The sequence below is a fragment of the Planctomonas deserti genome, assembly GCF_003067705.1.
GTDB classification, from domain to species: Bacteria; Actinomycetota; Actinomycetes; order Actinomycetales; family Microbacteriaceae; genus Planctomonas; species Planctomonas deserti.
In genome coordinates this window covers 493,931-506,239 of record NZ_QANL01000001.1, presented here as the reverse complement: position 1 = coordinate 506,239, position 12,309 = coordinate 493,931, and the positions used below count along the sequence as shown (strand labels likewise).

Genomic DNA, 12,309 nt, shown 5'->3' with positions numbered 1-12,309 from the left:
TTAGTGGATGCCCTCCCAGCGCCCGCGCCTCACGCCAGCCATCGCGGACGTGCGACGCGCGGTGCGGGCGGGGCTCGCGGACCTCGCGGAGGCGGGGAACAGCGCGCGGCACGAGGCCGCGACCGCACCGGCCCGCACCCTCGTGCTCGTCGCGCTGAGCGGAGGGCCGGACTCCCTCGCCCTCGCCGCCGCCACCGCGTTCGAGGCGCCGCGCGCGGGCCTGCAAGCCGGGGCCGTCGTCGTCGACCACGGGCTCCAGGAGGGGTCCGCGGAGGTGGCGGAGGCCGCGGCGGACGCGGCGCGGCGACTCGGCCTCGACCCGGTGCTCGTGCGGCGCGTCTCGGTCACCGCCGGCGGCGGCCCGGAGAACGCCGCGCGGACCGCCCGCTATCTCGCCCTGGACGACGCCCTCCGCACCACGGGGGCCCGCCGTATCCTGCTCGGGCACACCCTCGACGACCAGGCCGAGACCGTGCTGCTCGGTCTCGCCCGCGGGTCTGGCGCGGTCAGTCTCCGCGGGATGCCGGCGCTCGCACCCGCGCGCGGCGTGCCCTCCGCCGACTACGGCCGGCCCCTGCTCGGCATCCGGCGTGCGACGACCGTCGGGTTCTGCGCGGACTCCGGCCTGCGCCCCTGGACCGACCCGCACAACGCCGACCCCGCCTACTCCCGCGTGCGGGTGCGGGACCGGGTGCTGCCGGTGCTCGAGGCGGAGCTCGGTCCCGGCGTCGCCGAGGCGCTCGCCCGCACCGCGGAGCAGCTGCGCGAGGACGCGGACGCCCTCGACCGCTTCGCCGAGGAGTGGGCGGAGGAGGTGGTGGGCCTGACCGACGACGGCAGGCTGACCCTCGACGTCGGGGGACTGGCCGCAAACCCCCCGGCGCTCCGTCAGCGCATCCTCCGTTTCGCCGCCCGCAGCGAGTACGGCGTCTCGCTCAGCCGCGCGCACACGCTCGCCATCTCCGCGCTGGTGACCGACTGGCACGGTCAGGGGGAGGTCAGCGTGCCAGGCGTTAGGGTGGATCGGCGAGGCGGCCAGCTCGTGTTCACGCCCCAATCCCTTCCTCCTGACGCTTTATGAAGGACGCACCCGCAATGGAATCGACTGACATCGCCGGCGACCTGACGCAGGTACTGCTCACCGAGGAGCAGATCCACAACCGCCTCGCCGAGATGGCCCGCGAGATCGAGAAGGACTACGCGGGCGACGAGGTGCTGCTCGTCGGCGTGCTGAAGGGCGCCGTCATGGTGATGGCCGACCTCGCGCGCGAGCTGAAGATCCCCCTGAACATGGACTGGATGGCGGTCAGCTCCTACGGCTCCGGCACGCGGTCGTCCGGCGTCGTGCGCATCCTCAAGGACCTGGACGCGGACCTGACGGGGCGCCGCGTGCTCATCGTCGAGGACATCATCGACTCCGGCCTCACCCTGTCCTGGCTTCTGACCAACCTGAAGTCCCGCGGACCCGAGTCCGTGGAGATCTGCGCGCTGCTGCGCAAGCCCGAGGCGGCGAAGGTGCACGTCGACGTGAAGTACGTCGGCTTCGAGATCCCGAACGAGTTCGTCGTGGGCTACGGCCTCGACTACGCGGAGCGCTACCGTAACCTCCGCTCGATCGGCGTGCTCGCGCCGCACGTCTACAGCTGACCGATCCGGCCGCGCCGCCCGTGCGGCTCGTGTAGCCCGCGCGCCCGCGCCCCCGCTGGCCGATACCCCCACAGCGAACATCCGAGGGGCATCCAGAGTTGCGCAGGTACGATGGGCGGCAACTCACCGCCGTACGGCGCGGCGCGAGCAGAAAGGTGCCGGGCGACTCGCTCGAACGCTCATGAACTTCAAGAAGATCCTCCGCAGCCCGATCCTGCTCGTGGTGCTCGCCATCGTCGGCATCTCCATCGGATTCAGTCTCATCACCGGCACCGGCTTCCGCTCCGTCACGACTCAGGAGGGCCTCGAGCTTCTGCAGGACGGCAAGGTCGCCTCCGTGAAGATCGTGGACGGCGAGCAGCGCGTCGACCTCACGCTCAAGGAGGCCGACGGCGAGAACGGCCGGGCGGTGCAGTTCTACTACATCACCCAGCGCGGCGACGACGTGCTCGCGGCCGTCGACGCGGCCAACCCCGACAAGGGCTTCAACGACGAGGTGCCCCAGCCCAGCTGGCTGCTCTCGGCGTTCAGCATCCTGCTCCCGCTGCTGCTCATCGGCTTCTTCATCTGGATCATGTTCTCCGGCATGCAGGGCGGCGGGAACCGCGTCATGCAGTTCGGCAAGTCCAAGGCGAAGCTCGCCTCCAAGGACAGCCCCAAGGTCACCTTCGCCGACGTCGCCGGCGCCGACGAGGCCATCGAGGAGCTCGAGGAGATCAAGGACTTCCTGAAGGAGCCGGCCAAGTTCCAGGCCGTCGGCGCGCGCATCCCCAAGGGCGTGCTGCTCTACGGCCCTCCCGGAACCGGTAAGACGCTGCTCGCGCGCGCCGTCGCGGGCGAGGCCGGCGTGCCGTTCTACTCCATCTCCGGCTCGGACTTCGTCGAGATGTTCGTGGGTGTCGGCGCCAGCCGCGTCCGCGACCTGTTCGAGCAGGCCAAGACCAACGCCCCGGCCATCATCTTCGTCGACGAGATCGACGCCGTCGGCCGCCACCGCGGCGCGGGCGTCGGCGGCGGCAACGACGAGCGCGAGCAGACGCTGAACCAGCTCCTCGTCGAGATGGACGGCTTCGACGTGAAGACGAACGTCATCCTCATCGCCGCGACGAACCGCCCCGACGTGCTCGACCCGGCCCTGCTGCGCCCCGGCCGCTTCGACCGGCAGATCGGCGTCGACGCGCCGGACCTGCAGGGCCGCCGCCAGATCCTCCAGGTGCACGGCAGGGGCAAGCCGCTCGCGGCGGGCGTCGACCTCGAGGTGCTCGCCCGCAAGACGCCGGGCTTCACCGGTGCCGACCTGGCCAACGTACTCAACGAGGCTGCGCTGCTCACCGCCCGCGGCGGCGCTCAGCTCATCGACAACCGCGCGCTCGACGAGGCGGTGGACCGCGTCATGGCGGGTCCGCAGCGCCGCAGCCGCATCATGAACGACCACGAGAAGCTCATCACCGCGTACCACGAGGGCGGCCACGCCCTGGCGGCCGCGGCCATGCGTCACACGGACCCGGTCACGAAGGTGACGATCCTCCCGCGCGGCCGCGCCCTCGGCTACACGATGGTGCTGCCGATCGAGGACAAGTACTCCGTCACGCGCAACGAGCTGCTCGACCAGCTCGCCTACGCCATGGGCGGCCGCGTCGCCGAGGAGCTCGTCTTCCACGACCCCACCACCGGCGCGTCCAATGACATCGAGAAGGCCACGTCCATCGCCCGCCGCATGGTGACGGAGTACGGCATGAGCGCGAAGGTCGGCTCCGTCAAGCTAGGCAGCTCGTCCGGCGAGCCGTTCCTCGGTCGCGACCTCGGCGGCGGACGCGACTACTCGGAGGACATGGCGCTCCTGGTGGACGCCGAGGTGCGCGCCCTGCTCGACGAGGCGCACGACGAGGCGTGGCAGGTCATCAACGAGAACCGCGACGTGCTCGACCGCCTGGCGACCGCGCTCCTGGAGCAGGAGACGCTCGACCACCTCCAGCTGGCCGACATCTTCAGCGACGTGCGCAAGCTGCCCGAGCGCCCGCAGTGGCTGTCCAGCCAGAAGCGCCCGCTCTCGGACCGTCCGCCGGTGGCCGTGCCGGCCAAGGCTCCGATCGACCCGGGCGTCGTCGACGGCGGCGTCGACTCCGAGCCGTCCAAGCCGAAGCGCATCGCGCGGCCCCGCCCCGCGACGGCGTAGGCCGTCGCCCTCGGCGGCTGAGATACTGCTCGGGGGCTGCGAGGCGGCTCACGGGTCGGTGAGGAGTGTCATGACGGGAGTCGACAGCGTGCGCATCGAGGCGGCCGTCGCCGAGCTGCTGCTCGCCATCGGCGAGGACCCGTCGCGACCCGGGCTGGAGACGACGCCGCGGCGGTTCGCCGAGGCGTACGGCGAGTTCTTCTCCGGTGTGGGGGCGGATCCGCTCGCCCACCTCGCGGAGGCCATCCCGCTCGAGTCAGAGGGCGGGGCGCCGGCGCAGCCCGTGCTGCTGAAGGGCATCGCCTTCCGCTCGATGTGCGAGCACCACCTGCTTCCCTTCACGGGAACGGCCAGCGTCGCCTACCTGCCCGGCGACCACGTCGTCGGCCTCGGCAAGATCCCGCGCGTCATCGACACCCTCGCGTCCCGCCCCCAGGTGCAGGAGCGGCTGACCGAGCAGATCGCGGACGCCATGGAGGAGGGCCTCGCCCCGCGCGGCGTGCTCGTGGTGCTGGACGCCGTGCACGGCTGCGTCACCACGAGGGGCGTGCGCCAGGTCGGCAGCTCCACGGTCACGGTGACCGGCCGCGGCGCCCTGGCCGAGCCCGCCGCCCGGGCCGAGCTGATGGCCCTCATCGCCATGGGTCCGGTCACGGGCTCAGGTCCAAGTCCGGACGCGGGCGACGCGTGACCACGAAGATCATGGGCATCCTCAACGTGACGCCCGACTCGTTCAGCGACGGCGGGGAGCACGCCACCGTCGAGGCCGCCCTGTCCCACGCCCAGGCGATGCTCGACGAGGGCGCCGACATCATCGACGTCGGCGGGGAGTCGACGCGGCCGGGCGCCGACCGCGTCGAGCAGGCCGAGGAGGCCGCCCGGGTGCTGCCCGTCGTCCGCGAGCTTGCGGCCCGCGGCGTCGCCGTGAGCATCGACACGATGTCAGCACGGACCGCAGAGTCCGCCGTCGATGCCGGCGCGGCCATGATCAACGACGTATCCGGTGGGCTCGCCGACGAGGGCATGGCGTCGGTCGCAGCCGCGACCGACGTGCCCTTCATCGCCATGCACTGGCGCGGGCACAGCACCGACATGAACTCCCTCGCGGTCTACTCGAGCGTCCGCGCGGACGTGCGGCACGAGTTGCTCGCCCGCGTCGACGCCCTCCTGGCCGCGGGGGTGTCCTCCCGACGCATCATCCTCGATCCCGGCCTCGGCTTCGCCAAGAACGCCGGCCACAACTGGGAGCTCGTGGGACACCTCGACGAGCTGATCACGCTCGGCTTCCCCCTGCTCGTCGGCGCCTCGCGCAAGCGGTTCCTCGCCGACGTGCTGCCGGAGGGCGCGACGGTCAGGGACCGCGACCCCGCGACCGCCGCGGTGAGCTCGCTCGCCGCCGCTGCCGGAGCCTGGGGGGTTCGCGTGCACGACGTGCGCGGCACCCGCACCGCGCTCGCGGTGCACGAGGCCGTTCGGGGCGCCCGTGGCTGAGTCGGCTCCCACCCATCCCGTCCCGGTCGAGGGCGTCCTCGACCGCATCGTCCTCACCGGCATCCGGGTGCGCGGCACCCACGGCGTCTACGACTTCGAGCGGAGGGCCGGCCAGGAGTTCGTGGTCGACGCGACGGTGGAGCTGGACGCGTCGCCCGCCGCGGCGGCCGACGAGGTGACCGAGACGGTGCACTACGGCGTGCTGGCCGAGCAGATCGCCGGCGTCGTCGCGGGCGAGCCGGTCGACCTGATCGAGACCCTCGCCGAGCGCATCGCGGCCGTCGTGCTGTCGCATCCGGCGGCCCGGCTGGCCCACGTGACGGTGCACAAGCCGGACGCGCCCATCGCCGTCCCGTTCGCCGACGTCGCCGTGTCGATCACCCGCGTCCGCGCGGCCGACGCCGCGCGCCCCGCGGGCGGGAAATCGCCCGGCGCGGAACCCGCGCGGGAGGTCGTCCTCGCGCTCGGCAGCAACCTCGGGGACCGCGAGGGCATCCTGCGCGACGCGCTCGACGACCTCCGCGCGCTCCCCGGCGTGGAGTTCGATCGCGTCTCCGCCCTGGTGGAGACCCCGGCCCTCACGCTGCACGGGGTGGACGAGACGGCCCCCGCGTACCTGAACGCCGTCGCGCTCGTGCGCACGACCGTCTCCCCGCACGCCCTGCTCGACGCCCTGCACGATGTGGAGCGCGGACACGGCCGGGAACGGGGCGAGCGCTGGGGCGACCGCACCCTGGACATCGATATCGTTGCGTACGGCGACCAGGAGTACACCGACGACCGGATCACCCTGCCGCACCCCCGGGCCCACGAGCGGGCGTTCGTGCTCGTCCCGTGGCTGCAGGTCGATCCGCAGGCGGTGCTCCCCGGGAGGGGACCGGTCTCGGACCTGATCGCCGCGACGACCGACCCCGTCCGCTTCTACCCAGGGGGAACCCGATGACGCGCACCCGACCCGCGACCCTCGTGCTCCTCGCCGTCGCCGGCGGCGCCGTCGGCTGGCTGCTGGAGATGGTGCTCGTGGCCATGGGGAGCCGCGCCGTCGTGCCGCCGCTCACCCTCGCCGTGACGCTCGTCGCGCTCGCCGCCGTCGCGCTCGCGCTGGCGTGGCCGGTCCGGCAGTCCGTGCGCGGCACCGTCCGACGCCGGGTCGACCCGTTCCAGGCGACCCGGGTGGTCGTGCTCGCCAAGGCCTCCAGCCTGTGCGGCGCACTACTCGCGGGCTTGGGCGGCGGGGTTCTCGCCTTCCTCGCCACGAGGCCGGTCGTCGCCTCGGCGGAATCGCTTTGGCTCGCCGCCGCCTCGGCCATGGGGGCCCTGGTGCTCCTGGCCGCCGGCCTCGTGGCGGAACTGTGGTGCACCATCCCGCCGGACGACCCGAAGAACGGGCGCGGATCCGCGCAGCTCGACGGCTCAGGGCAGGCGACGACCCACCAGTAGAGTGAGTCCCGACGAAGGAGGGCCGTGTCCAACCGCCTGGAGCTAGCCACGGTGGAGTGGCGCCGCGTGTCGCCCAAGCAGATCGGGGTCGAGCTCGTCGGAACCCTCATCTCGGCGCTCGTCCTCGTCACCGTCGGGGTGTTCGTCCTCGTCGTGATCGAGAGCGACCTCGGCTGGGCGATCATCGGCGGCTCGGTGGTGCTGCACGGCATCATGGCGATCTTCGCCGCCCGCCGCGTGCGCTCCATCGGCTACCAGCTGCGCGAGGACGACCTCGTGTTCCGCCGGGGCATCATGTGGCAGCGCATCGTCGCGGTGCCCTACGGGCGCATGCAGCTCGTCGACATCACGCGCGGACCCGTCGCGCGCGCCCTCGGCCTCGCCGAGCTGAAGCTCGTCACCGCCGCGGCGGTGACGGCCGTGACCATCCCCGGTCTCGTCAGCGAGGACGCGGAGGAGCTGCGCGACCGGCTCGTGGAGCTCGCCGAGTCCCGGCGGGCCGGCCTGTGACGCAGGCCGTCCGGGCCGCCGAGCAGCTCACCGACGGCAACTGGCACCGCCTGCACCCCGCGACGCCGCTCCTGAAGGGCGGCATCGCGCTGCTGGCCATCGCGGGCGCCATCATCGCGAACCTCCGCGAGGCCCTGATCGAGAGCTTCTTCGGCGGCCCCCGCGAGGAGGACCCCGTCTCGCTGCTCTACCGCAACGGGCTGCTCGGCTGGGCGCTGCTCATCGCGCTCGCCTTCGTGCTGCTCTTCGTGCTCGGCTTCTATGTCTCCTGGCGCATGCACGAGTTCCGCGTCACCGAGGACGTCGTCGAGGTGCGCAGCGGCATCCTGTTCCGCACCCACCGCAAGGGCAGGCTCGACCGCGTGCAGGGAATTAACATCATGCGCCCGCTCGTGCCCCGCCTGTTCGGCGCGGCGAAGCTCGAGGTGAACGTCGCCGAGCAGAACGCGAACGTGCAGCTCTCCTACCTGCGCTCGCGCGACGCGGACGCGCTGCGGCGCCGGATCCTCGGCCTCGCCTCGGGCAAGCGCTCGGAGGCGCTCGTCGAGGGCGGGGACGCAGCAACCGCCCGCGCCGTTCCCGGTGCCGGCGCTGGGGAGGGATTGCCGCCCGTGCACCCCGGCGACAGCGGCCCGGCCGCCGCCCGGCTCATCGAGGAGCGGGCCCGCGAGTTTCTCGCGCCCGAGCTCGATCCGGACGCCGCGCCGCCGGAGTCCGTCGTCACCATCCCGCTCGGCCGGCTGGCCGGGTCGATCGCGCTGAGCGGCTTCACCATCGTGCTCGCCCTCGTGCTGTTCGTCGGCGTGCCCATCGTCGTCGCCACGGGGGCGTACTGGGTGCTGCTGCCCGTGCTGCCCGGCCTCGTCGGCTCCGTCGGCTTCTATGTCAACCGCATCGTCAAGTCGCTCCGCTTCAGCATCGCCGGAACCCCCGACGGCATCCGGGTGGGCTACGGCCTGCTCTCCACGAGCAACGACACCCTGCCCCCGGGCCGCATCCACGCGGTCGAGGTGCTGCAGCCGCTGCTCTGGCGCTCGACCGGCTGGTGGACGATCCGCATCACCCGGGCGAGCAACTCGTCGACGCCGGGGGCCGCGGGCCAGGCCAACACGACGCTGCTGCCCGTCGGCACGAAGGAGGACGTCACGCGCGTGCTCGGCCTCGTGCTGCCGGAGTTCGTCGGCGAGACCTCGACCGCCCTGCTGCTCACGGGCATCCTCGGGCGCGGTGAGGACGGCGACGGCTTCGTGAACGCGCCCCGACGCGGCCGGGTCCTGCGGCCGTTCTCCTGGCGCCGCACCGGCTTCGCCATGGACTCGAACGCGCTGCTGCTGCGCTCGGGCGCGGTGTGGCGACACCTCGTGATCGTGCCGCACGCGCGGCTGCAGAGCATCGCCCTGCGCCAGGGGCCGCTCGAGCGACGGCTGGGCGTGAACCGCATCCAGGCGCACACGGTCGTCGGGCCCGTCGACACCGAGCTCGGCATCGTCGACCGCGAGACGTCGGTGCGGCTGTTCGAGGATCTCGCGGTGTCCGCCGCGACCTCCGGGCGGATCGACCGCTCGCACCGCTGGGCGGCTGCCGCCGAGCCTGAGGTCGAGGTCGAGAGCGAGCGCGAGAGCGAGCGCGAGAGCGAGCGCGGACCCCTGCTCGAGGACAGCACCGTCGTCGAGCGCGAGGACGTCCGATGACGGGACCGTCCAGCCGGTCGGCCAGGCTCGGCGTCGGCATCATCGGTGCGGGCGCGGTGGGACCGGTGCTCGGCGCGGCGCTGGCAGGCGCGGGCCACGCCATCACCGGCATCTCCGCCATTTCGGAGCGCAGCCGCGACCGCGCCGAGGCGATGTTGCCCCGCGTGCCCGTGCTGCCCATCCCCGCCGTCATCGAGCGGAGCGAGCTCGTGCTGCTCGCCGTCCCGGAGCCCGAGCTCGCCGGCCTCGTGGCCGGGCTCGCCGCGACCGGCGCGTGGCACCCCGGGCAGCTCGTCGTGCACACCGCGGCGCGCCACGGCGTGCGCGTGCTGCAGCCGGCGACCGCGGCGGGCTGCATCCCGCTCGCCATCCACCCCGCCATGTCGTTCACGGGCACCAGCCTCGACCTCGCCCGGATCAGCGAGAGCTATTTCGCCGTGACGGCGCCCGCGCCCGTCCAGCCGATCGGGCAGGCGCTCGTGGTGGAGATGGGCGGCGAGCCGATCATCGTCGCCGAGGCGGATCGAGCGCAGTACGCGGAGGCCATCGCGACGGCGTCGGACTTCTCGTCGGCCATCGTGGCCCAGGCGACGGGCATGCTCGCCTCGCTCGGCGTCGACGAGCCGGGCCTCGTGCTCGGACCTCTCCTACGCTCGTCCGTGGAGAACGCGCTGGCGCGGGCGATGTCCGGTGGCGCGAGCCTCGACTCGCCCGCCCGGTTCGAGACGGCCCCGGAGGAGGACGAGTGACCGAGCACGCCCCGCGCGTCATGCACGGCATCGAGGAGCTCCGCGGCTTCCTCGCGGCGGAGCGCGCGGAGCGGCGCACCGGCACGCGCGGCGGGCGCGTCGTGCTCGTGCCGACCATGGGGGCCCTGCACGCCGGGCACCTGGAGCACGTGCGCCGAGCCCGGAAGCTCGGCGACATCGTCGTGGTGTCGATCTTCGTGAATCCGCTGCAGTTCGGGCCGACGGAGGACCTCGACCGCTACCCGCGCACGCTCGACGCGGACGTCGCGGCCCTCCGCGAGGCGGGCGCGCACGCCGTGTTCGCGCCGAGCGCCACGGAGATGTACCCGGACGGGGAGACCGGAACGCGCGTGACGGGCGGACCGGTGACCCGGCTGTTCGAGGGGGCATCGCGGCCCGGACACTTCGACGGCATGCTGACCGTCGTCGCGAAGCTGCTCGTAATCGTGGCCCCGGATGTCGCGACGTTCGGGCGCAAGGACGCTCAGCAGCTGTTCCTCGTGCGCCGCATGGTGCGCGACCTCAACCTCCCCGTGCGCATCGAACCCATCGAGATCGTGCGGGAGGCGGACGGGCTCGCCCTCTCCAGCCGCAACCGCTACCTGTCGGCGGAGGAGCGCACTCAGGCGCTCGCCCTGTCGGGGGCTTTGCGGGCGGCCTCCGATGCCGCGGCCGGCGGCGTCACGGCGGCCCTCGAGGCGGCCCGCGGCGAGCTGAACGCCAGGGCTCTGGTTGAATTGGACTACTTCACCGTCGTCGACCCGGGCACGTTCCTCCCTGTCGGCGACGGATACCGCGGGGAGGCGCTTGCCCTCGTCGCCGCGCGGGTCGGCTCGACCCGCCTCATCGACAACGCGACGATCACCGTCGCCCCTGGAGAGCACTAGCACCATGACCGAGACCACCGGTACCCCCTCACCCGTCATCCCCGCCGACGCGGACGCAGCAACGGACGCGGCGGCGCAGGCCGAGGCGGACGCCGCCGCGGCGCGGGAGGAGATCGCGGAGCAGAAGGCCGTGCGCCTCGCCAAGCGGGAGCGCCTCATCGCCTCGGGCGCGGGCGCGTACCCGGTGTCCGTGCCCGTCACGGCGCGCATCGCCGAGGTGCGCGAGCGCTTCGCCGACCTCGAGCCGGACCAGAAGACGGGCGAGACCGTCGGCGTCGCCGGCCGCGTCGTGCACCTGCGCAACACGGGCAAGCTCTGCTTCGCGTCGCTGCAGGCGGGCGACGGCAGCCGCATCCAGGCCATGGTGTCGCTCGCCGAGGTGGGGGAGGAGTCCCTCGCCGCGTGGAAGGAGCTCGTCGACCTCGGCGACCACCTGTTCGTGTCCGGCGAGGTCATCTCCAGCCGGCGCGGCGAGCTGTCCATCCTCGCGACCGAGTGGCGCATCGCCGCGAAGGCCCTGCTTCCGCTGCCCAACCTGCACGCGGAGCTGAACGACGAGACGCGCGTGCGCAGCCGCTACCTCGACCTGATCGTGCGCGAGCAGGCCCGGCGCAACGTCGTCGAGCGCGCGACCGCCGTCGCATCCCTCCGCAGCACGTTCGCGGCGCACGGCTTCCTCGAGGTCGAGACGCCCATGCTCCAGGTCATGCACGGCGGGGCGTCCGCCCGGCCGTTCGTCACCCACTCCAACGCCTTCGACACCGACCTGTACCTGCGCATCGCCCCGGAGCTCTACCTGAAGCGCGCGGTCGTCGGCGGCATCGACCGCGTCTTCGAGATCAACCGCAACTTCCGCAACGAGGGGGCGGACTCCACGCACAGCCCGGAGTTCGCGATGCTCGAGGCCTACGAGGCGTACGGCGACTACAACTCGATCGCCGACCTCACCCAGGAGCTCATCCAGAACGCGGCGCTCGCCGTCTCGGGCAGCCACGTCGTCACCTGGGCGGACGGCACCGAGTTCGACCTCGGCGGCGACTGGGACCGGATCTCCATGTACGACTCGCTCAGCGACGCCGCCGGCGTGCGCATCACCCCGGAGACGACCGTCGACGAGCTGCAGGCTCTCGCCGAGCGCGAGGGCGTCGAGGTGCCGCTGTCCAACCACGGCAAGCTGGTCGAGGAGCTGTGGGAGCACTTCGTCAAGGGCGGCCTGGAGCGCCCCACCTTCGTGATGGACTTCCCCGTCGAGACCTCGCCGCTCGTCCGCGCCCATCGCGGCATCGACGGTGTCGTGGAGAAGTGGGATCTCTACGTCCGCGGCTTCGAGCTGGCCACCGGCTACTCGGAGCTCGTCGACCCGGTCGTGCAGCGGGAGCGCTTCGTGCAGCAGGCGCGCATGAGCGCGCGCGGCGACGCGGAGGCCATGCCCCTCGACGAGGACTTCCTGCGCGCACTCGAGCACGGCATGCCGCCGTGCGGCGGAATGGGCATGGGCATCGACCGCCTGCTCATGGCCCTCACCGGTCTCGGTATCCGCGAGACCATCCTGTTCCCCCTGGTCAAGTAGGTTGAGGATGGCGCCCACCGGGCTGGCCGTGCTCATCCGCGAGACCATCCTGTTCCCCCTGGTCAAGTAGGTTGAGGATGGCGCCCACCGGGCTGGCCGTGCTCATCCGCGAGACCATCCTGTTCCCCCTGGTCAAGTAGGAGATCCG

The 12,309-nt window shown here is 72.6% G+C and carries 12 protein-coding genes; all 12 read left to right on the top strand.

Annotated features, from left to right (window positions below; translation table 11 throughout):
- Positions 1–7 precede the first annotated feature (7 nt).
- The 12 genes from tilS (at position 8) to lysS (ending at position 12,161) form a co-directional block, all read left to right on the top strand.
- Entirely contained in the window at positions 8–1,081 is a 1,074-nt protein-coding gene (gene tilS / locus DAI20_RS02300) for a tRNA lysidine(34) synthetase TilS (protein WP_108248955.1), read from the top strand.
- A 14-nt stretch (positions 1,082–1,095) separates the two neighbouring features.
- Complete coding sequence (gene hpt, locus DAI20_RS02295) at positions 1,096–1,647, top strand: hypoxanthine phosphoribosyltransferase (protein WP_108248954.1); 552 nt, start codon at positions 1,096–1,098, stop codon at positions 1,645–1,647.
- A 181-nt stretch (positions 1,648–1,828) separates the two neighbouring features.
- Positions 1,829–3,823 carry an ATP-dependent zinc metalloprotease FtsH gene (gene ftsH / locus DAI20_RS02290; RefSeq protein WP_108248953.1) on the top strand — a complete coding sequence of 665 codons (1,995 nt, stop codon included), beginning with the start codon at positions 1,829–1,831 and terminating at the stop codon, positions 3,821–3,823.
- A gap of 70 nt (positions 3,824–3,893) precedes the next feature.
- The gene (folE, locus tag DAI20_RS02285) at positions 3,894–4,514 is read left to right on the top strand and encodes a GTP cyclohydrolase I (protein WP_108248952.1); all 621 of its coding nucleotides are present in this window, start codon (positions 3,894–3,896) and stop codon (positions 4,512–4,514) included.
- Positions 4,511–5,314: a dihydropteroate synthase gene (gene folP / locus DAI20_RS02280; RefSeq protein WP_306766451.1), complete on the top strand. Its 804-nt coding sequence runs from the start codon at positions 4,511–4,513 to the stop codon at positions 5,312–5,314. The genes folE and folP overlap by 4 nt, the downstream gene beginning before the upstream one ends.
- Positions 5,307–6,257 (top strand): 2-amino-4-hydroxy-6-hydroxymethyldihydropteridine diphosphokinase, encoded by a 951-nt coding sequence (folK, locus tag DAI20_RS02275; protein ID WP_108248951.1) that lies wholly within the window; start codon positions 5,307–5,309, stop codon positions 6,255–6,257. The genes folP and folK overlap by 8 nt, the downstream gene beginning before the upstream one ends.
- Positions 6,254–6,754 (top strand): DUF3180 domain-containing protein, encoded by a 501-nt coding sequence (locus DAI20_RS02270; RefSeq protein WP_108248950.1) that lies wholly within the window; start codon positions 6,254–6,256, stop codon positions 6,752–6,754. The genes folK and DAI20_RS02270 overlap by 4 nt, the downstream gene beginning before the upstream one ends.
- Positions 6,755–6,778: 24 nt before the next feature.
- Complete coding sequence (locus DAI20_RS02265; RefSeq protein ID WP_108248949.1) at positions 6,779–7,264, top strand: PH domain-containing protein; 486 nt, start codon at positions 6,779–6,781, stop codon at positions 7,262–7,264.
- Positions 7,261–8,955 carry a PH domain-containing protein gene (locus DAI20_RS02260; RefSeq protein ID WP_108248948.1) on the top strand — a complete coding sequence of 565 codons (1,695 nt, stop codon included), beginning with the start codon at positions 7,261–7,263 and terminating at the stop codon, positions 8,953–8,955. Before DAI20_RS02265 ends, DAI20_RS02260 begins: the two co-directional genes overlap by 4 nt.
- Positions 8,952–9,704, top strand: a complete 753-nt coding sequence (locus DAI20_RS02255; RefSeq protein WP_108248947.1) for a Rossmann-like and DUF2520 domain-containing protein — start codon at positions 8,952–8,954, stop codon at positions 9,702–9,704. The genes DAI20_RS02260 and DAI20_RS02255 overlap by 4 nt, the downstream gene beginning before the upstream one ends.
- Positions 9,701–10,591, top strand: coding sequence for a pantoate--beta-alanine ligase (gene panC / locus DAI20_RS02250; RefSeq protein ID WP_240605822.1), 891 nt, complete (start codon positions 9,701–9,703; stop codon positions 10,589–10,591). The genes DAI20_RS02255 and panC overlap by 4 nt, the downstream gene beginning before the upstream one ends.
- Before the next feature lie 4 nt (positions 10,592–10,595).
- On the top strand, positions 10,596–12,161 hold the full coding sequence (gene lysS / locus DAI20_RS02245) for a lysine--tRNA ligase (protein ID WP_108248946.1): 1,566 nt from the start codon (positions 10,596–10,598) through the stop codon (positions 12,159–12,161).
- The last annotated feature ends 148 nt before the right edge of the window (positions 12,162–12,309 follow it).